Source organism: Flavobacterium circumlabens (assembly GCF_004345565.1).
Classification (GTDB): domain Bacteria; phylum Bacteroidota; class Bacteroidia; order Flavobacteriales; family Flavobacteriaceae; genus Flavobacterium; species Flavobacterium circumlabens.
Genome location: NZ_SLWA01000004.1, coordinates 368005 through 392707, shown reverse-complemented (window position 1 = coordinate 392707; position 24703 = coordinate 368005). Strand labels below are relative to the sequence as shown.

At 36.6% G+C, this 24703-nt stretch carries 2 protein-coding genes (1 of these 2 cut by a window edge); both read left to right on the top strand.

Annotated elements, in window-relative coordinates:
• Window positions 1–22 precede the first annotated feature (22 nt).
• A complete protein-coding gene (locus EV142_RS12645; protein ID WP_132036248.1) occupies window positions 23–14821 on the top strand; it encodes an SDR family NAD(P)-dependent oxidoreductase in 14799 nt (4932 codons plus the stop codon).
• Between the two features lie 9 nt (window positions 14822–14830).
• A protein-coding gene (locus EV142_RS12640; protein ID WP_132036246.1) for an SDR family NAD(P)-dependent oxidoreductase crosses the window boundary here: on the top strand, window positions 14831–24703 show its 5' portion. 663 nt of this gene lie beyond the right edge of the window; the window shows 9873 of its 10536 coding nt (coding positions 1–9873); its start codon is at window positions 14831–14833; its stop codon lies off the right edge, out of view.

Here is a 24703-nt window from a genome sequence, read left to right as displayed (position 1 = left end):
AATCCAAGAACAAGCCATTATAATGAAAATAAGAAAATTTAAAAGTATTTTTTCCGGGGATGAATATTTTTTCACAGACCATGAAGTAAACAGCATGAAAATATTGCCTGGAGCCGCCTATCTGGAATTGGCAAGAGCAGCAGGTGAAATTTGTTCAAATGAAAGGATTACCTCAATTCATAATGTGAATTGGATTGATATGCTTGAAAGCAAAACCAATGCAACTAAAGTAGAAACCAGAATTTCTGCCAATACAGGTGTGTTAACTTATGAAATTTTCGATGTGACCAGCGAAACAGAAAGAATTGTAACATCTGGATATTTTGGTACGGAAAAATTAAAAGCAACTGCTCCTTTTGATATTGACTCCATAAAAAAAAGACTAAACAATTTTAAATCCGGAAAAGATTGTTATAGCCATTTTAAACAAATAGGGATTTTATACGGAGAGCGATTCAGGGGAATTCAGGAATTATATTATTCAGATCAGGAATCTTTAGCTAGAATTGAATTGTATACTGATGCCAGTTCCCTTATCCTCACTCCTGAACTGATAGACAATGCTTTTCAGGCATGTGTGGCTTTTAACTTTAATAGTGTAAATGGAATCGAAGTTCCGTATAGCGTCGGAACAATTAAAATTCATAAAAATTTAACCCATGAAATCTGGGCCTATGTAAAAAAAGACAATCAAAAAGAAAATATCAATACTTATACCATACAAGTTCTTAATGCAACAGGTGAAGTACTGGTAAGCCTACAAGATTTTGCTACGCTTCCAATTCAAAAAGAAATAAACAAACCTAACACAGCCATTACATTTCATCCTGTTTGGAATCGTGTAGCAGTTACAGAAAAGCCAACAAAAAATGCGAAATCTGCATTACTGATCACAGGAAAAGGAACAAAGAATGAAACTTTTTTGCAAAAACTGCAATTAAGTTTGTCTTTACAATCAATCCAAAGCACCATTATGGAAGATATACCCGATTCCATTTACGATGATACGGATATTTTTTTATTGAACGGTCTTTTCCCTGTTGGCGATAAAAATTCATTTCAGTGTGCTGAAACAATAGTATTTGAAGAAATAAAAAAAATACAAGAAACTTACGGCAATAAACCAGTACGATTAACAGTGCTTACTTTGCAGACTGTACAGGTTTTTGATTATGATTCTTGCGAAATTTACGGAGGAGGAATTGCCGGATTAACAGGATCGCTTGCTCAGGAACATCCAAACTGGAAAGTTAGGCTAATAGATCTTTCGACACTTGAATTAAAAAGCGGTGATGCCGAGAAAATAAACAGTTTCTCTTTCAATTATAATGGCGAAATCATTGCATTCAGAAAAAGTTTCTTTTACCAGCAAAAACTTTATCCCATTACGCTCAATACTACAGGTAAGAGCAAATTAAAGGAGAGCGGAGTTTATGTTTTATTGGGAGGAGCCGGAGGAATTGGGCAGGTAACCAGCCGTTACTTAATAGAAAAATACAATGCCCAAATCGTATGGTTAGGTAGAAGTCCTTTAAATGCTGAAATCCGTCTGGCGCAAAAAGAAACCGCTGTAAATGGCAGAGAACCACTTTATATTTGCTGTGATGCAAATAATGCGATAAGTATGAAAAATGCTTATCAAAAAATTAAGCTAACCCATAACCAGATTAATGGTTTATTTCACTTAGCCATTGTGTTAAATGACAAACTGCTGATCAACATGACTACCTCCGATTTTGAGAAATCCTATTATCCAAAATCTCTCGGAAGTCATAACTTTATAGATTCCTTTCAGGATGAGAATCTGGATTTTATCTGTTTTTATTCTTCGGTTCAGTCGCAATGGACTGCAAAGGGACAGGCCAATTATGCATCCGGCTGCAGTTACAAAGACAGTTTGGGCCGTTTTATAACACAAAAAACAAAAACGACCTGTTATACCATAAATTGGGGTTATTGGGGCGAAACAGGAATAGTAAGTTCACAAGACTATCGCCAGAGCATGGCTACTTTAGGAATTGGAAGTATTACAGCCTCAAAAGGAATGGAAGTTTTGGAACAAATGCTGCAACAGGATTTAACCCAGATTATAGCCATTAAACTTAGCGATCAGGTTAAATACCCAATGTATAATTTAGTTCAAAATGAAGCAACGCGTACAATAACGGTTCAAACGGATTTAAAAGTAGACTTAACCAATATCCCGCTTTATGATTATAACGAAGCAATAGAAGAGTCATTTAGAAAGATTTGCAGTAAAGCAGTGTATCAAAAATTACTACAGCTGGGTATTATAAATGGTATTAAGGTAAGTACGCTAATCGAAAGATTAAAAATACAAACGAAATACAACCGATTAATTACAGAACTTTTAAGAGAGTTATGTGCTGAAAATTATATTAAAATTACCAATGATGAAATTATCTTAACAGAAAAAATTGGGGAAGAAATTGCCTTGTTTAATTTTGAGGAAACACTTAATACTTTTGTCCTCAGGTATAGCCATTATAAGGCATATGCCAATCTTCTTACTATATGTATCACATCTTTTAATGAGATCCTGCTAGGCACTAAAAATGCTACCGATATTATTTTTCCTTTTGGAAGTATGGAGCTGGTTAGTGCTGTTTACAATAGTGGAGAGCAGTCAGATTATTTTAACAGGTTACTATCAGAATCAGTTGCAAACGGAATTGGAAAATTACAAACATCGGATAAAATCCGAATTTTAGAAATTGGTGCAGGAACAGGAGGAACAAGCAGGTTTTTGTTTGAAGAACTTAAAGCCTACCAGCACAGGCTCGAATATATATATACTGATGTGTCACAAAGTTTTCTGTTGCATGCTGAGCAAAATTTCAAGCATACAGCTCCCTATCTGAAAACACAATTATTTAATATTGAAAAATCTGCAGAACAACAAGGTTTTGAACCTGGAAGTTTTGATATCTTGATTGGCGCAAATGTGATTCATGCCACAAAAAATATTGCAAGTACCCTAAAAAATATCAAACAAGTTCTAAAAAAGGATGGAGTATTGATTTTAAACGAACTAGCAAAAACAGAACTCTTCAGCACCCTAACCTTTGGACTTCTTGACGGATGGTGGAATTATAATGATGAGGAGTTAAGACTGGAAGGAAGTCCCGGACTTTCTGCCAAGAATTGGGAAATAGTATTTCAGGAACTAGGTTTTGATAACATTAAATCCAGCAACAGTAAAGCGCATTTACCACAACAAATCATTACGTGTACAAGTAATGGCAGTATTATGGTTGAACTGAATCTTACTGAAGAGATGTTGCCAGAGGTGCCAAAGGTAAAGAACACAGTTAAAATCGAAATAGATCAGGAAAAATATAAGCTTAAAATAACCACATATCTTAGAAAAATCTTTTCACGAATTCTTAAACTGGAAGAAAACAAAATTGGTCTAGATACGGCATTTGCTGCATTAGGAGTTGATTCTATCCTGATAGGAACATTATCAAAAGAATTATCAAAAGAATTGGGAGAAGTCTCAGCAACCAACTTTTTTGAATATGCTAACATAAATGAGCTGGCAGTTTATTTTTTAGAGAACCATCTGGCTTATTTTAGAGAAGAAGAAGCATCAGAGCAATTTCAAAACGAAATTACGAAATTTCCGGCTGCAGAATCTGTAGCTGCCACAGAAGAAAAGAAAGAAAAAGCCATAAAGCTAAGTCCATTAGACCATAATGAGCCCATCGCTATTATTGGAGTTAGTGGTAAATACCCAAAAGCAGATTCAATTGAAGAGTTTTGGGAAAACTTAAAATCAGGTACAGACTGTATTACCAGGATTCCGAAGGGCAGATGGGATAATGAACGTTATTATGATGCTGCAAAGGGAAAAGACGGTGCGATTAACAGTAATTACGGCGGTTTTTTAAATGGAATGGACCAATTTGATCCTTTGTTTTTTAATATATCACCAGTAGATGCGGAAAGAATGGATCCGCAGGAGCGACTATTTTTGCAAACAGCCTGGGAATCTATTGAGGATGCGGGATATGCAGTAGAAAAGCTAGCCGAAAAGAAAACAGGAGTTTACGTTGGGGTAATGTACGAAGAGTACCAATTATTTGGAGCCGAAGAATCTTTAAAAGGAAATCATCTGGTTTTAGGGGGAAGTGCAAGTAGCATAGCCAACAGAGTTTCTTATTATTGTAATTTCAGAGGACCAAGCATGGCAATAGATACTATGTGTTCTTCGTCATTAACAGCAATTCATTTGGCTTGCAATGACTTAAGGTTAGGTCATACACAAGTAGCAATTGCAGGAGGAGTCAATATTACGACACATCCAAACAAATATCTGATGCTTAGCAGAGGTGCTTTTTTATCCAACAGAGGGAAATGCGAAAGTTTTGGCAGTAAAGGCGAAGGCTTCATTCCAGGTGAAGGAGTTGGGGCAATTGTACTTAAAAAACTCAGCGACGCACAGTTAGATGGTGACCGTATCTATGCGGTAATAAAAGGTTCATCTGTAAATCATGGAGGAAAAGCCAACGGATATACAGTACCTAAACCAACAGCACAAGCTGAAGTAATAAGCAGTGCCATTAAAAATTCAGGTGTAAACCCTGATCATATAAGTTATATCGAAGCACACGGTACAGGCACAAGTCTGGGAGATCCCGTAGAAATAGCAGGTTTGGCCAAAGCATTTGGAACAACCAAAACGCAATTTTGTAGTATTGGTTCGGTTAAGTCCAATATCGGACATTGCGAATCTGCTGCAGGAATTGCAGGAGTGACTAAAATTATACTGCAGCTTAAGTATAATTTATTAGTTCCCTCGTTGCATTCAGCAGAATTAAACCCCAATATTAATTTCGAAAAGAGTCCTTTTAAAGTGCAGCAAAAGCTGGAGCAATGGAACAAAACAGAAGGTAAGGCAAGAATTGCTGGCATTAGTAGCTTTGGAGCGGGAGGAAGTAATGCCCACCTTATTCTGGAAGAATTTACTGCAAAACCTGCTGTAATAAAAAACCGAAAAGAAAATCTGATTTTACTGTCGGCAAAGGACACGGAGCGCCTTAAAGTGCTTGCTGGTAATTTGAAGAAATTTGCCGAACACAATGAAGAAATTAGTATTGATGATATTGCTTATACGTTACAGGTTGGAAGAACTGTAATGAATGAGAGACTGGCTTTTGTAGTGGCTGATAAAGCAGAACTTATTCAAAGAATTGAAGATTATATAGCAGGACACAAAGCAAATTTAATGATTGGCAGTGCAAACGCAGGTGGCATAAATTTACTTATTAACAATGAAGCCGGAAAAACTTTCGTCAATACAATCATTAAAAATAACGAAACAGAAACGTTAGGACAATTATGGATTAATGGCATTACTATTGACTGGAACTTACTTTATAATTCTCAAAAGCCCAATAAAGTCAGCCTGCCCACTTATCCCTTTGTCAGAGAAAGATATTGGTTCCAGCCTTCTGATATGAATCTATCATTACCGGCAAATATTACGCATCAACTGTTGCATGAAAACACTTCTACCTTACATAAATTAGGTTTTACAACACACCTTACAAGTAATGAAGAAGTAATTAGAGATCATGTGGTCAGGAGAAAGAAAATACTTTCCGGCGTGGCTTATTTAGAAATGGGCCGTGAGGCTGGAGAACGTGTGGCCGAAGAGAAAATATCTGTGATAAAAAATATAGCATGGTTAAGTCCTGTTATCATAGATAATACTCCGGTAGCAGTTCATACTAGTCTTTTTCCTTTAGAAAACGCCTTGTCTTTCAGTATTTATTCTACAGAAGATACGGAGCATTGTACAGGTCTTTTGACTTATGATTTGCCTGAAAGACAAGAAAATTTTAGTCTATCTGAAATTAGAGCAAGGTTACATCATACTAAAAAAGGAGCAGATTGTTACGACTTTTTCCAATCGCTTCAATTGGATCACGGACCAAGTTTTCAGGGTATTCAGGAATTGCATTTTAATGAAAACGAAGCGCTTTCTAAAATAACACTGACTTTAAATGGGCAATATGTCCTGCAGCCCGGAATTATGGACAGCGCCCTGCAAACCTGCGCTGCTTTTAGTTTTAATAAAGATAACATTTCATTGTTTTTACCTTTTAGTTTAAAAGAAGTGAGTATTTATGCGGACCTAAAAGAAACCGTGTGGTGTTACGCCGTTAAAAATGAGACAGAACAGGAAAACAAAATTAGTAGTTATACACTCTTTATCCTGAACGAATTCGGAGAAGTATTGGTTCGTATGAAAGATTTTGTAACACTGCCTCTGGGTAATGATGATGATGATGATGATGATGAGCAGACCTTGTTCTATACAAAAGTTTGGAAAAATGTAGCATTACCTGAGCTTAAACATAGTCATTTTAATGCGAATCGTTGTTTGATCATTCTTGGAGAGAAAGATGAATTTGAACAAAAAATAAGAGAATATTATCCTGAAGAAATTTTCAGTATTCAGGAATCTAATGAGCAGGAAACCTTTTTTCGCCTGCTTAATCTCATTCAGGAAAAAAATAAAAGTAAGAGCAAAGTTGATTTTGTATTGCTCTATGATAGCGCAAACGAATTAAAATTCAGCTTTGTGGCAGGATTGCTGCGCACAGCAACAATCGAAAATACAAATTTAAGTTTTAAAATCATAAGTCTTTCGGGACTTCAAGACAGATCTGTAGCCGATCTTTGCACGATCATCGATTCTGAATGTGGTCAGGAAGTATTGGAAGTATGCTACAAAAATGACGATCGAAAAATAAAAGTTTTAAAACCAATCCAATTGGCCGGGCAGTCTTATGTAAACCAGATAAAAGAAGAAGGCGTGTATGTTATAGCCGGAGGATCTGGCGGAATAGGACGAATCGTTGCAACTGAAATCAGCAAGACGAAAAAAGTTAAAATTATTCTTTTAGGTCGTAGTAAAGACCTCGATAATTTGCCGGATTGTATTGATGATTCTGCTAAAATAACCTATTTGCAATGCGATATAGAAAACAACGTAGAGGTTGAGCAATGTATTGCCAAAATAAAAGAGGAGTTTGGAGGCTTGAACGGAATAATTCATAGTGCAGGACTCATTAAGGACAGCTTTTTAAAAGACAAAACACGGGAAGAAGCCCGAATCGTACTCCATGTAAAAATTCAGGGAATTAAAAACCTCGACAAAGCAACAAAATCTGAAAAATTAGATTTTATACTTTTATTTTCTTCAATAGCAAGTATAACAGGAAATGCAGGACAAGGCGACTATGCGGCTGCAAATGCTTATTTAGACGCTTTTGCTTTTGATCGTAATAAACTGCAAAAAAAAGGGAAACGCTACGGAAAGACGATCAGTATTAACTGGCCACTGTGGGAAGAAGGAGGCATGCAAGTACCTGCTCATATTAAAAAAGAAGTAAAAAAATCATGGGGAATTGTGCCGTTAGACAATAATAATGGAATTGCAGCTCTGCATAAGATACTTAATACGGATTTTAGTCAGGTAATTGTTTTTTATGGAATAAAAGAAAGAATAGAGAAGAGGTTGTATTCGGCTCCTAAAGCCATTAACAGGAAGACAGATAACATAGAAGAAAAGAAGGACAATAAAGCAGGGAATGGGCATGATTTAAACGCTAAAATTGAGAACAGTATTCTTGCCATTATATCAAAATTAATCAAGATCGATCCAAATAAAATCAGGAAAGAGGAAGAATTTGGTACGTATGGTTTCGATTCTGTTTCCCTAACTAAATTTGCTACTGAACTCAGCAAATTGTACGATTTAGATATTACACCAACGGTATTTTTTAACAGTCCGACTGTTTTAGACTTAGCAGCACACCTTATAGAAAATTATGCAATCGAAATGGCCGCTGTATATAAGAGTGGGAAAACGAATGAAACAGTATCGAATGTATTTGATCAAGCAACAAATAAGATAACTGAAAAGCGAATTGGATGGATTTCGGCACTAACCTCACCAATCAGAAGCACTAAAATAAGTGCAGTTGAAGAGGAACAGGAAGACCCAATTGCCATTGTTGGAATTAGCGGAAGATTTCCGGGAACAAAAAATCTTGAGGATTTTTGGAATAATATTAAAGAAAATAAAGACCTTATAACAGAAGTTCCACTCGAAAGATGGGACTGGAAAGCAATATACGGTGATCCGGTCAAAGAAAAAAATAAAACCAAAGCCAAATGGGGAGGATTTATTGAGGGAATTGGGACATTTGATCCTTTGTATTTCAATATTTCTCCAGCAGAGGCAGAATTAATGGATCCTCAACAACGCATTACACTTCAGTCGGTCTATAGTGCTTTAGAGGATGCAGGAATACCAGCAGGTAAAATTAAAGGCACAGATACTGGTGTATACATTGGCTGTTCGAGCTCTGACTACAAAACATTGATTGCTGCAAATGAAAACCTTAGTAACAGTACACTGGCTACTACAGGAACTTCTCAGTCCGTTCTGGTTAACAGAATATCGTATTTACTTGACCTTCACGGCCCGAGTGAACCTATTGATACAGCATGTTCAAGTTCCCTGATTGCCATTCACAGAGCAGTTGAAAATATCAGGAATGGTGATTGCGAAATGGCAATTGCCGGAGGTGTAAATGCTCTGTTAACTCCCGAACTGACATTGTCTTTTAGTCAGGCAGGAGTATTAAGCCAGGATGGAAGATGCAAAACATTTGATGAGAGTGCAAATGGATACGTGCGGGGAGAAGGAGTAGGAATTGTCATTTTAAAAAAATTAAGTAAGGCAAAACGGGATGGAAATCCAGTTTATGCGCTTATTAAAGGATCTGCGGTAAATCACGGAGGAAAAGCCAATACCATGACTTCTCCAAACTCAAATGCACAAAAAGAACTATTGCTAAAAGCATATCGTGCAGCAAAAGTAGACCCAAGAGATGTGGGATATATTGAAGCACATGGTACAGGTACCAATTTAGGTGATCCCGTAGAGTGCGAAGGATTGAAATTAGCATTCAGGCAGCTTTATAAAGAAAACGGAATAGAATTGCCTGCTGAGCCACATTGCGCTTTAGGAAGTGTAAAAACAAACGTAGGACACCTTGAAGCTGCTGCTGGAATCGTTGGTCTGACCAAATTGTTATATGCAATTAAAAATAAAACCAGACCAGGAAATGCACATTTAAAAGTTCCAAACCCATATTTAAATTTTACCGATACGCCATTTTATCTTCAAAAGGAAACCACAAACTGGGAAACAAAAGACGGTAAACCAAGAATTGCAGGAATTAGCAGTTTTGGAGCAGGAGGAAGTAATGCACATATTGTAATAGAAGAATATATTCCAGAAAAAACAATGCTTAAAGACGAAGAAAAAGGACCATTTCTTATATTACTTTCTGCGAAAAATTCTTCAAGATTAAAAGACAGGGTTCAGGATTTGTTAAATTATTCTGAAGAAAAACCAAATCTTAGTTTGCAAAACATAGCTTATACTTTGCAGGTAGGACGTGAACATATGGATGAACGATTGGCCTTTGAAGTGTTTAGTTATCAGGAATTTAATGAGGCTCTTTCAGCATATTTAGTTGGTAATAATAAAAATATTACGACAGGAAATGTTCGAAAGCCGCTTCTTGATTTTCGATTGGAGGGTATTGAACAACAGGGATATATTGATCATGCATTAGAACAAAAGGATATTCAATCTCTAATTCAATTATGGATAAACGGTTTTGATGTTGATTGGAATATTCTTTATGATAATCACTTCACTCCAAAAAAAATTAGTTTGCCAACTTATCCTTTTGAAAAGAAATATTTTTGGGTAAACATTCCTAATAATGATGCTAAAAATCTAATACAAGAGCAAAAGCTTCATCCATTAGTACATCAAAATGAATCTACTTTAGTAGATCAGCATTTTACAAGTATCTATTCCGGTCAGGAGCCATTTTTACAAGATCATCAGGTTAATGGTGAAAAAATGCTACCGGGAGTGGCTTATCTGGAATTGGCCAGAGCGGCAGGAGAGATATCCTTAAACAAAAAAATAACAGGACTTAGAGAGGTTACGTGGCTAACTCCCATACGTGTAAACGGAGCAGCTGAAAAGATAGGAATTACTATTTTAGAAGAAAAAAATGATGCTATCGGTTATGAGATTTACAGTGAATCAGAAGGGAGCCTAAAAATACATAGCAAAGGAAAATTTGAAACAGCGCAAAATAGTACAACGAAAAAATATGACCTTCCGTCTTTACGTCGAAAGCTCAAGCATACTCGTAATAAGGAGGAATGTTACCTACATTTCAAAAAATTAGGGCTTGATTACGGCGAAACGTTTCAGGGAATACAAACATTGTACTATGGCGATTCTGAAGCTTTATCTCAAATCATACTGCCGAAGGCGGAAGATGGTTATTTATTGCCCCCCGGAGTAATGGATTCGGCACTTCAGACCTGTGCAGGATTAAGTTTCTTAAATAACATGCAAGGTCAGGAATTGCCATTTAGCGTTAAAGAAGTTAATATATTGGGTTCACTTAAAGGGGAATTGTGGTGTTATGTTGAGAAAGCAAAAAACAGAAACGACAAAGTTTCTGCGTATCAAATTCATCTGTTAAACAGCGAAGGAGAAGAAGTACTGAGCTTTGTTGATTTTAAAGCATTACCAATTGGCCAACTCCAACAATCAACTTCAGCAAGCATTGCTACAGTACAAAGTTATCAGTCTGTTTGGAGATATGGTATACAAAATAAAAAGCAGCATGATTGCAAAACTGTAGTTTTACTAAATGAAGGTAGTTTATTACTTGCAGAAAAATTACAAGAAGAACTAGAGATAGAAGTTATATTACTCTCTTCTACTAATGAGATTGAAAAATGGTGGGAAATAAGCACAATGATTAAAAATTATATTAATCAGGGAAACATTCAATTTTTACTTGTATATCAAAATAATGAATATTTGCAGGTTGATTTTCTGAGTGGCTTTTTCAAAACGGCTAAACTCGAGTTACCAAAAATAAATGGAAAACTATTAGGAGTAGATTCGCTCACGATTCGGGATCTGGATCAGGTTGCAGGATATATTGAAGCTGAAATTGGTATAGACGAAGATGAAGTGAGATATTTTAATGGGGTACGAGAAGTAAAAAAGACAGAATCTTTTTTGCTAATGGAGTCTGACAAAGGATGCAAAATAAAAAAAGGTGGGGTTTATATAATTACAGGTGGATTTGGAGGACTTGGACGGATCGTGGCTGAACACATTCTTAAAACAGAGGACGTGCGTTTAGTAATTCTTGGAAAGTCGAAGCTGGATGCAAATCGTCAGATTCAGTTAGGAAAATGGAATAATGCCAGCTACTATACTTGTGATTTCACCAACAAAGAAGATGTTTTTAAATGTATTTACGAAATCAAGGAGACTATCGGCGCAATAACAGGAGTGATTCATTGCGCAGGAATTACACAGGACAGTCTGCTGGTAAACAAAACAAAAGAGCAAATTTCAACAGTATTTGATCCTAAAATAAACGGAATAAAGTTCTTAGATGAAGCCATGCAGCACGAATCGCTGGATTTTATGGTATTGTTTTCTTCGATTACAGCGGTAGTAGGCAGTTCAGGACAAGCATGTTACAGTGCTGCGAACGCTTATCTTAATAGTTTTGCACGATACAGAAATGAATTAACAGCAAAAGGTAAAAGAAAAGGACATACGATTAGTATTGATTGGCCATTATGGGAAGATGGAGGAATAAAAATGGCAAATGAAAATAAAGCTTTTCTGAAAAAGAAATGGGGCATGGAACCCCTGCCGACTCAGGAAGGTATTGCTGTTTTTGAAAAATTATTAACCTCTTGTCTTGATCATTGTGTGATAACCTTTGGTGAATCACAAAAAATAGAAAAAGTGCTTATTTCAGGTCAAAATGAAAATCAGCGTAATGAAGTGGTTCAAAATGCAACTCATACTGTAACGGAAATTCAGAAAATTCTAAAAGAAATTTGTGGAGCACTATTGAAAATCGAAGAAAAAGACATTGATATTGATGTTGATTTTACAGAATACGGAGTAGATTCAATCATGATGATGAATATCCTTAACGCTCTTGAAGAGCGTTTCGAAGCAACTATGGAGCCCACTATTATTGTGAATTATCCAACCATTGAATTACTGGCTTATTTTCTTGCATCAGAAAACATAAAAAAACCAGGAGTAGCCATTGACTCTCAAGAGCCTATAAAAGAATCATTTTTTGAAAAAACAGATTTTCAGAATATAGAAGAAAGTATTACGGAAACTAAAAAAGTAACCATACCAGAATCTTCAGAAAAAGCAAACAAAATAGCTGTGATAGGTATGGCTTGCCATTTGCCCGGATCAGATAACATTAAAGAATTTTGGGACAATCTTAAAGCCGGAAAAGAACTTATCTCGGACACGCCAAAAGAGCGTTGGGATATGGGCGAATACTTTTCTGCTCAGGAAGAGCTTGATAAAACTTATACAGATAAAGGAGGTTTTATAACTAATCCGGGATTATTTGACGCTCATTATTTTAAAATAAGCGATGATGAGGCAATTTCAATGGATCCTCAGCAAAGGCTTACCCTGGAATTATCTCGTCAGTTAATAGCAAATTGCGGCTACGATAAAAAAGAACTTTATAATTCTAATACTGGTGTTTATATTGGAGCAAAAGACAATAATTATGTTCGTAATAATTACCATTTGCTGCCTAAGGGAACACATCAAAACGTAATTGTCAATAATATTAGTAATATGATTGCTGCCAGAGTTTCTGATTTTTATAACTTCAATGGAGCAAGCCTGGTCATTGACACAGCCTGTTCGAGCTCACTTGTAGCCATACACCAGGCATGCGAAGATATTTTAAACGGAAAAATTGAAATGGCAATTGCAGGAGGAATTTCCATCTTAGTTGATGCATTTGGACATATTGCCTTTAGTCAGGCAAAAGTACTGTCAAGAGACGGACACAGTTATGTGTTTGATGAACGTGCTGAAGGATTTGTTTTAGGAGAAGGTGGAGGATTAGTAATGCTAAAAGAATATGAGCAGGCTAAAAGAGACGGAAACACTATAATAGGAACCATTATAGGATCGGCAATCAATAATGATGGAAAAACAATGGGATTGACGGTACCTAATAAAGAGGGACAAAAGGCGGTAATTCAAAAAGCATTAGACAAAACAGTTATATCTCCTGAGCAAATTTCTTACTATGAAGCGCATGGTACAGGAACACTTTTAGGTGATCCGATAGAAGTGAAAGCAGCAACTGAAATTTATCAGCAATACGGATCAAAGAAACAATTCTGTGCTCTTGGATCAGTAAAAAGTAATGTAGGACATAATATGACTGCAGCAGGAGTAACCGGCTTAATCAAGATCTTACTTCAAATGCAATATGGTCAGCTTGTACCTACTATAAATTGTGAGAATCCACATCCGAGATTTAAGTTTAGTGAGTCTCCTTTTTATCCTAATACTCGTTTAAAAGACTGGAATGAAGAACATAAAATTGCTGCTATTTCAAGTTTTGGCTTTGGAGGAACAAACTGTCATTTGATTCTTGAAAAGAATAAGAATGAAACAACTTCCTTGCGACAGCCATTACCTGTTCAGCGTCTTTCTAATAAATCATATTGGCTCGGAGAAGAAATCAGGGAGATAGCTGATAAGGAGCAATTACAGGATATAGTAAGTGAGGTATTTTCGTATAATGAAACATATTTGAAAGATCATTTGGTTAATGGTAATCGCATACTTCTGGGAACTACCTTTTTAGGACTAGCTACTAACCATATACAAAGCAAATCGGATAAAGTCGTTGTTTTGTCCCGTATTTTATTTAAAAATCAGGTCATTTTAAATCATAATGAGCAACTAAAAGTTAAGGTTAGTTTCGTTAATAATGCATTTGCTGTTTCAAGTGAAAATACAACTACAGCTTATCTTATTGATGTCGCAGAAGGAAAACTTGAAGAAAGTTTAATTTCTATTCCTGACAACTGCCTGTCTGAAATTAAGATGTTAAAAGAAAGTGCATATCTCAAACTCGGAAAAGAAGCTTTCTACCAGAAAGATATGGAAAAAGGAATTGTGCAAGGTGACAGCCTGCAAGTGATTGAAAAAATTCATATCGGAGAAAATAAAAGTCTGGCTGAACTTAGACTGCCCAAACAAGAAGGAATTCATAAATACAATCTGATGGATCCCGTATTGTTAAATGGCGGATTGGTAGCGACACTGGCTTTGATTAAAAATATCGATACCCCTTTTCTTCCCTTGATGATAAAGGAATTCAAAATATATGAAAAGATTCCTGAACAATGTCTGGTGATTGGAGAAATCATAAAAATGAACAGGGAAATTATTGAGACTAATTTTAAGTTTTGCTCAATTGAAGGAGAGGTAATTGGAGAGGTTACGGGTTTTGTGTGTAAGAAAACATCTTTTACAGATCAGGAAGCCATCAAAATATCAGACCATAGTAAAGAAATTAAAACAGAACAGGCAGAGACATTTTTAAGAAGAGTACTGCAAAGTGCCAGCTCAAAAGATATTTCAATCATATCCTCCGAAAAAAATTTCATGGATATGGGAATAGATTCTTCTGAACTAATTGCATTAGTTAAAATTATGGAAGAAGAGCTAGGTACAGAATTGTATCCGACTTTGTTCTTTGAATATCAGAATTTAAACGAACTGGCTCAATATTTACAGGAAGAATATCCAAATAGATTCCATCCTGAAACAGTACATGAAAAATTATCAACCACCAATTAAGATACACGAATGAAACCATTACAATTTGGTAAACATAAATCCAGCATAATTGCCCCACAGGAGAAAATAACCAAAGATATTGCCATTATAGGGGTACATGGAGTGTTTCCGGGAGCAGACAATCCTCAGGAATTCTGGAATAAAATTTATGATAAAGAGAACCTGATAAAAGAAATTCCGCAGGATCACTTTGATTATAAACCATGGTATAATCCTGAAAAAGGGGTGGAGGATATGCTGTACACCAAGTGGGGAAGCTTTATTAATAATGTCGATCAGTTTGATGCCGATTTTTTTAATATTTCTCCGGTAGAAGCTGAAATGATGGATCCGCAATTACGTTATCTAATGCAGGTCCTGTATCACACCATTGAGGATGCGGGAACCATTAATACTATTAAAGGAAGCAATACCGGGCTTTACGTAGGGGCTTGTTTTCATGACTATGGTCAGGAAATGGACAGGATTAATTTAACAGTAAATCCACATGACGGAACCGGAAATGCGGCAACCATGCTGGCCAACCGACCTTCTTTTTATTTTGATTTAAAGGGACCAAGTATTGTCATTGACACTGCTTGTTCGAGTTCTTTAATAGCCATTCATACAGCCTGTAAGGCTATTCAAAATAATGAATGTGATCAGGCGCTCGTTGCAGGTGCCAATTTACTGCTGTCTTCTGTACACTATCGCTATTTCTCTAGTATTGGAGCCTTATCCGCTACGGGCAGATGTCATAGTTTTGACAGCCAGGCAGACGGGTATATTCCCGGAGAGAGTGTTGCAGCTATAATGTTGAAACCACTAGCACAGGCAGAAAAAGATGGTGACTTTATTCATGGTATTATCAAGGGAAGTGCAACGACACATGGAGGATATACGCCATCAATCACAGCACCTAGCGTTGACGGAGAAATGGATGTTTTACTAAAAGCCTGGAAAGATGCCGGAATATCTCCGGAATCACTAGGTTATATTGAGGCGCATGGAACTGGTACCAAACTAGGAGATCCTATAGAGATAAATGCTCTGAAAAAGGCATATAAAAAACATACAGATAAAACCGATTTTTGTGCAGTAGGTTCAGCAAAGGCACATATTGGACATGCCGAAGGTGCTGCCGGGATAGTAGGAGTTATTAAAGCAATGTTTTCTATCAAAAACAAGAAAATACCTGCTATGCCTCAATTTAAGGAGATCAATCCTTATATTAATTTACAAAATTCTCCCTTTTATATCAACAAAGAAGTACAGGATTGGGAAAACAAAGACGGAAATCCTTTGAGAGCCGGTGTAAGTAGTTTTGGGTTTGGTGGTGCCTATGCTCACGTAGTACTCGAAGAGTATACTGCGAAAATGAAAAACAATTATACAAGCCAAAAGGCAGCATTAATAATCTTGTCAGCAAAGAGCCCAAAAGTACTGCAGTCTGTTGCCAGAAATTTAAATGAATTCATCAGCCAAAATCCCAATAGCAACATATATGATATTGCCTACACACTTCAAATAGCAAGGGAGCCATTTGATGTAAGAGCTGGGTTTCAGGTAAAGAATATTGAGGAGCTGAAAGAAAAATTAAAAGAAGTAGAAAATGAAAGTCTGCCTGTTAGCACAATAAACAGGGCAATACATTTAAGTGATACCAAAGTAAATAACTTAATTCAAGAAGGCAACCTGGATCTTTTATTAGAGAAATGGCAAACAGGTGCCCCTATAAACTGGAAATTGCTTTATGAAGTTGACAGTCCAAATAAAATACTGCTGCCTAATTATCCTTTTTCAAAAAAGAGGTATTGGATGCCAAAGTCTGATAAAACCGAAGTTAAAGAAAGTTTTTTTGCACAGCTTCATCCACTGGTACATCTTAATGCCTCGACTTTAAACGAAATAAAATTTAAAAGTACTTATAAAGGATCAGAATTTTTCTTGTCAGATCATGCAGTATTAGATGTAAAAATTCTTCCGGGAGTTGCTTATATAGAATTAATCAGGGCAGCTGCCGAAATCAGCGCAGAAAAGAACATTACGGCAGTAAAAAATATCACATGGATGAATCCAATCCCTGTAGAAGCAAACCCAAAAGAAATTGAAATCAAAATAGTACAGCATTCCAATGAATTGAAAGCCGAAGTAAAAAGCACTATTTTTGAAAAGGAGTTGATTCACTGCGAAGCAGAAATAACCATTACTTCTTATCCAACAGTTAAAAATAAGCTTCATATAAATGATTTTATAACGGGAGCTTCCAGAATCATTACGGCAAAGGAACTTTATGATGACTTCGCTGGTGCAGGATTAAATTTGGGAGATTCATTTCAACTGGTAACTACACTTTATGTAAAAGACAGGGTTGCACTTGCAAAAGTAAAAAACGAGCAAAAGGCAGGTTTTAAATATAATCCTGGTATTCTTGACAGTGCTTTACATACAATTTATGGTCTGGTTATTTTTCCCGGCCAACATTATTCACTTGCATTTCCTTATCATGTAAAGGAAGTGATATTTCATAATGCTATAACTGCCGATATGGAACTTTGGGCCATGGCCAAAGAAAGTCAGCATACAACGAGCCATTTAACATCTTATGATGTTGATTTATTTAATAGCGATGGTGAAGTGATATTGCAGTTCAAAGAATTTGTAGCAATTCCTTTAAAAGATGATGTAACGGTAAAATCAACGATAGACAATACCTATCTTCCGGTATGGAAGCGTATGACTTCAGATGAATTTTCAGAAGAAAAAGAAACCAGTGTACTGATTGTAACGGGAACAGGAAATCAGGATATGTTTTTATTAGAACCATTGCTTGAACAACTAAAAGAGCAGGGAACCAGCATAAAAATAGTGGAGGAAATTGCCCCGAACGAAGATAAGACAGATAGTCTTTATTTTGTTCATGGTCTTTTTAAAGGGCTGCAGCATAAACAAATATCCATAGAGAAAAAATTGTTTGAGAGCTTAAAGAAAGTATCACATATTGCTAAGGATAAAAAATTAAACCTTTGCTTTTTTACGAAAAATACACAGGCTGTTTATACTGGCGAAGAAGTTGATGCTTTGGGTAGCGGCATTATTGGTTTAGTAGGTTCCATTGCCAAAGAATATCCTGATTGGAGCACCAGAATTATAGATTTAGGAACAACAGATTGGAATGCTGTCTTTATAAAAGAGCAGCAAAAAATACCGTATAACACAACGGGTACTTTGCACGTATATCGTAATGGTTTTTTTTACAGGCAAGTACTGCATCCGTTACAGCTTAATGTAGCAAAGAGTAAAATAAAGAAGAAAGGTATTTATGTGATACTTGGAGGAGCCGGAGGTATAGGTGCTATTACAACACAATATCTGGCCGATAAATACCAAGCGCAGGTAATTTGGCTTGGTCGAAGAGCTTCAGATACAGAAATACAAAAGAAACAGGATGAAATAGCTGTATTTGGACCGCGCCCGGTTTATTTTCAATGTGATGCACTTGATGCCACTGCACTATCAGCAACCTATGCAGCAATAAAAACGAAATATGGCAGGGTAAACGGCCTGTTTCATTCTGCAATAGTACTTAATGACATGCGTTTTGAAAATATGAATGCTGCCAATTTTGATCATTCTTATCTTCCCAAATCATTGGCCAGTAAAAATCTCGTAAATGCATTTAATGCAGATAAACTTGATTTTGTTTGTTTTTATTCGTCGATCCAGTCTCAATGGAATGCGGCAGGGCAATCCAATTATTCAGCGGGATGTACTTTTAAGGACAGCTACGCAAGGGAAATTGAATCCGTTTTAAATGTCCCATCCTATACCATTAATTGGGGATATTGGGGTGGAGCAGGAATTGTAAGTGGTGATGCTTACGCCAGAAGGATGAATGAAATTGGAATTGGAAGTATTTCCAATGTAGAGGGAATGGCCATATTAGAGGCCATATTATCTAACGAAGTGCGTCAGGTTATTGCTATAAACCTGTCAGTAAAAGCAAAGGCAATGGTTGATAATCTGCTCGAATCAGAGCGGTATCAAATCCTTACAGTACCTAGTATCGTTGATGTTAAAGAACTGCAAAAAGGATTATGCGAAAGTCATCCTGAAGAGGAGCAGCTGTTTCAGCGTATTTGTGAAAAAGGATTGCTGCAAAGTTTATTAAAAATGGATCTCGCCCATGAACTTAGGTTGTGTAAAAGCATTGAAGATCTTGAGCTTAGATTGGGAATTCAAAAAAAATATACTCGTTTGTTTGAAGAACTAATCAGGACTATAACCTCATCAGGGTATTTGGTGCCCAATGATACTTTTTATGAATTAAGCGCAGAAACGCAAGAGCTGACAACACATTTCGATTTAGAAGAATCACTGCAGGATCTGGTAGATAAAAACAAAGATTACAAGTCACACAGTGCATTATTAAAGCTTTGTCTGCATAATTTTTCAGCTGTTTTAAGAGGTAGCATACAGGCGACAGAATTATTATTTCCAGAAGGAAGTATGGAGAATGTCAATGGAATTTACAAAGGAAACAAACAAGCAGATTATATGAACGAGCTCATAGCGTCAACAGTCGTGCAGTTTGTTTCTAATTCATTAAAATCTCTGGCTCCAGGAGAAAAAATTCGAATTATGGAAGTAGGAGCCGGGACCGGCGGAACAAGTGAGTTAATTTTTAGCAAATTAGCGTCTTACAAAAATGATATTACCTATACCTATACAGATATTTCAAAAAGTTTTCTGCTGTACGGAGAGTCACAATATAAAACAGTGGCTCCTTATCTGGAAACACAACTGTTTAATATTGAAGAGGCGGCAGCAAGCCAAGGTCTGGTATTAGGGTCCTACGATATTGTTCTGGGAGCAAACGTTGTTCATGCCACTGCAAATATTAATAATACTATCAGTAACATTAAACAGGTTTTAAAGCCAAACGGACTATTGCTTTTAAATGAACTGGCTACGACAGAATTGTTTACAACTTTAACCTTCGGATTGCTAGACGGCTGGTGGCTTTATTCAGATGCCGAAATTCGGCTGCCGGGAAGTCCCGGCCTATCAGATAAGCAATGGCAGCAAGTATTGCACGAAGAAGGTTTTACAGCAATACAATCGTATCCTGAAAACCAAAATCTGCCACAGCAAATGATTATCGCAAAAAGTAATGGTGTAGTAAAAAACAAAATTGAAAGAGCGGATTCAGAAAAATTAGTTTCTGCTGAGAAATGGGAAAAAGAAAATCAAAATAAAGGTGACGATAGCCAGTGGTTAATTGAGGAATTGATTAGAATCGCCGCCGCAACAATTAAACACAGCGAGGAGAAATTTGACATTCACAGGCAATTTATGGACTATGGATTTGATTCCATTTTAGGTGCAACATTAATAAAAAACATTAATAAAAAACTGGAGATCACTTTAAGTCCTACTGAAATTTTTAGTTATCCTAATATAAGTGAGCTTGCGAATTATATACAGTCTCATTTTTCGTTTCAAATAGAGCAAAAGATACAGAAAAAACCAGTTATGCCTTTGGCCGTAGAATTTCCTAAAACAACACAAGACAATCTTGAAGCTTTCAATCAAGTGGCTCAAGATGATATTGCAATTATAGGAATGAGCGGACAATTTGGTTCGGCAAATGATTTGAACGAATATTGGGAGGCACTGCGTGACGGAAGAAGCCTAATCGAAGAAATTCCACCACAAAGGTGGGATAAAGATGTTCACTACAGTGCAGATCAGAATGCTGCAAATAAAACATACAGCAAGTGGGGAAGTTTTTTGAAAGATGTGGATAAATTTGATACGCTCTTTTTTGGAATATCCGGAGCAGAGGCTGAGATGATGGACCCGCAGCAAAGACTCTTCCTGCAACATGCCTGGAAGTCTATTGAAGATGCGGGGATAAATCCTAAAACACTTTCTAATAAAAAATGTGGTGTTTACGCCGGAGTTAGTACAGGGGATTATCTTGATACTGCAGAAAATAAACCGGCATCAGCATTTTGGGGTAACTCATCTGCGATACTCCCTTCGAGAATTTCTTATTTGCTGAATTTAAAAGGGCCTGCATTGTCAATAGACACGGCCTGTTCAAGCTCATTGGTAGCTCTTGATCTTGGCTGTAAGAGTTTAATTAGCAAGGAGAATGATATTGTTATTACGGGCGGCATTACTATTATGAATTCGCCTAATTTTTACAAACTTTCCAGCAGGGCAGGAATGCTTTCTGCTGACGGAAAAACCTATGCTTTTGACCAGCGTGCCAATGGTTTTGTTCCGGGTGAAGGTGTTGGTGTACTGATGTTAAAAAGACTCGCAGATGCTGAAAAAGACGGAGATGTTATACATGGTGTGATAAAAGGCTCAATGGTCAATCAGGACGGAACCTCAAACGGTATATTGGCACCTAGTGTTTTATCACAGGAAAACTTAGAAAAAGAAACCTACACAAAGTTCAACATTAATCCTAAAACAATAAGTTATGTCGAAACGCATGGTACTGGAACTCCTTTAGGCGATCCTATTGAATTTGAAGCGTTAACCAAATCTTTTAATGCCTTTTCATGCCCAAAACAAAATTGCGCAATTGGTAGCGTCAAAACCAACATTGGGCATACGCTTATGGCAGCCGGAGTAGCGGGAATAATAAAGGTATTACTTTCTTTTAAAAACCAGCAATTACCTCCTTCTCTTAATTTTGGAAAAGCAAATGCATTGATTGATTTTGAAAACAGTCCATTCCGACTTCAGGAAAAGTTAGGGAAATGGGAGACTGAAGAGGGTATTAAAAGAAGGGCCGCGGTAAGTAGCTTTGGGTTTAGCGGTACAAATGCACATATCATTCTGGAAGAGTACATACGAAATGTACAAAATCAGGATGCGGGTCGCGTTTTGATTTTAATTTCTGCAAAAACAGAGAATAGCCTGCGAAACCAAGCACAGAACCTTAAAAGCTATCTAGAAGAATCAGTGTCTGTAAATTTGACTAATATAGCATACACCCTGCAATCTGGCCGCGAAAACATGCATTACAAGCTAGCTTTTATAATACAGACAAAAGAGGAATTCATAAAAATTCTGTCCGATTTTATAAACGAGGAGAACGGGTACAAATATCAAAGAGAAAAAAATACCGCTCAAAACCAAAAATTAAACCAGAAGGTTTTGGAAAACGAAATAAAAAATAGTCTTAGAGATAAAAATATAAATGATCTCATGCAGTACTGGATAGAAGGTATCGAGATAAATTGGGCATTACTTTATGAGGGAAATATTCCCCAAAAAATAAGTCTGCCTACTTATTCCTTTGAAAAACAAACATATTGGAAACCAAATGAACAGCCTGTAATCGACAGTCTTCAACAAACACCTGTGTTCTCTTCGACCAGAGATGAAGTATCCATTTTTGAGCAAAATTGGAAGAAAGGTGCATTAGAAGCAGGTCAAAGAAGAGCGGGAATGACTCTTATCATCAGTAACAGCTCTAATCCAGTATTACTTCAGGCCCTGCAACAAAATTTAGGACAGTCAAAAGTAGTAGCGGCAACTGATGTTATAACTGAAATGGAAAATATTAGCGGATGCATTGATTTAAGCCCATTAGAGAATCATAATGAAGAAAACTTCGATTGGTTATTGTTGTTACAAAATTGTATAAAAGAAAATAATTCAAAGCCTTTAACCCTTGTTATTGTAAGCGATTCAGGACAGATAAACCTGGATTTTGCAGAGCGATTTGGCTTATATCAAATGTTGCAGGCAGAATATTCCAGAATAAACAGTCTTTCTCTTGAATTAGACCAAACAGATCCGAAAATTACAGCTCAGGTTATCACGGAGGCCTATTACAGCACATCAGGTTATACCAGGATAAAATACAAGAAAAGCAAATGGTATTTTCCGTTTTTGGAAAAATTGGAGTGTACAACTATCCAAAAGCAATTAGCGGTAGAAAATCCCGTGCTTATTACAGGAGGAACAGGAGGATTAGGACTAGAATGTGCAAAGCATCTTGCCCTGACACATGGTTTTAAAAAAATTATTTTATTGGGAAGAAAACAACTGCCTGCAAGAAACAGGTGGAATATCCTTAAAAACGAGCAGTGTGAGGCAGCCGATAAAATTAAAACCATTTTGGAATTGGAAAATAGAGGAGTGCAAATAAAACTTATTGCTGCAGAAACACTTGAGAAAGGAGACATGAAAAGCCTATTGTTCGATATTCAATCAGATTGGGGACCTATAAAAGGGCTTTTACATTGTGCGGGAAATGTGGATTTGAACAGTCCGGCATTTGTACATAAAGAGTTGTCCACCATACAAACGGTATTAAATTCTAAAGTAAAAGTTATAGAAGAGCTGGAGGAGATTTTAAGAGATAATCAATTGGATTTTGCCATTCTGTTTTCCTCTATTAGCACTTTTCCTGTTCTGGGTTCCGGCCAAAGTGATTATGTGATGGCCAATAGTTATCTGAACTATTTCGCCAGACTCCAACAGCAAAAGGGAAAAGCCTACACAAGCGTTCAATGGCCCGATTGGGAAAATGTTGGTATGAAGAAAATAAAAGGAAGCCTTTATGATCAGATCGGACTAGCTTCAATTACCGTTCAACAGGGATTAGCAATTCTGGATAAAATAATTATTTCGCATCAGTTGCCGGCGATTTTGGCCCCAATTGCTTTTGCTGATCCTCATTTTGAGTTGAATCAGTTATTTGAAATCAAAAAGAAAAAGATGACAGAGAGAAAAAATACAGTAGAAGAAACAAATATTTCGGATTGGGTGAGAGCACTCATGGCAAAAGAACTGAAGCTTCCGATCGAAGTATTGGATATTCGCTTGCCGTTTCAGGACTTTGGTGTAGATTCTGTCATACTGGTACAACTAATAAAAGCATTAGAGCGTGAACTTCCGGGTGTAAATATAGATCCTACTGTGCTACTTGAAAACCCAACTATAAATATGTTAGGAAATTATATAGAGAAAAATTTTCCTGCTGCACTTTCTGGAATGAATGCCGTTGTGGAAGAAAATATTCAGGATATAAGTGATAACCCAACTTTAATTGAGGCAGATGCTAAAGAAAACACTCAAAAGCAGTATAAAAAAAATGCCCCAATAGCGGTTGTAGGTATGGCATGCCATTTTCCCGAAGCAGCTGATATAAGAGCATTTTGGGATAATTTAAAAAATGGAACAGATGCTATTAGTGAAGTTCCTGAAAGTCGATGGAATGCCGAAGAGTTTTACAGTCCGGAAAAAGATCAGCCAGGAAAAAGTATTAGTAAATGGGGTGGCTTTCTTAAAGATATAGAAAAATTTGATCCGGGATATTTTGGAATAAAAGAAGAGCTAGCCAGTCAGATTGATCCTCTTCAGAGGCAATGGTTAGAGGTGTGTACAGAAGCAATTGCTGATTCAGGTTACCTCAAAGAAGATTTATCAGGAAAAGCAGTAGGCGTTTATGGAGGAAGCAGACTAAGCACTTTTAGAAATAAAATAAAGGAACCGTGTCGTGATTTCATTATCGGAACAGGGCAAAATTTTATTACGGCACATCTGTCGCATATCTATAATTTAAAAGGTCCCAATCTGGTAGTTGATACGGCTTGCAGCAGTTCTTTAACAGCAATCGATTTGGCTGTTAAGGATTTAAGACTTGGTGAGACCGATATGGCTTTGGCTGGCGGAGTAGATATTATTTTGGATGAAGAAATTTTTATTTCACTTTCTCGACTCAGTATTTTATCGCCCAGTGGAAGAAGTAAAACATTTGATCAGTCAGCAGACGGAACAGGTTTAGGAGAAGGTTGTGGTGTCATCATACTAAAACGCTTGGAGGATGCCATAGCTGCTGGAGACAAAATTTACGGAGTAATTGAAGGT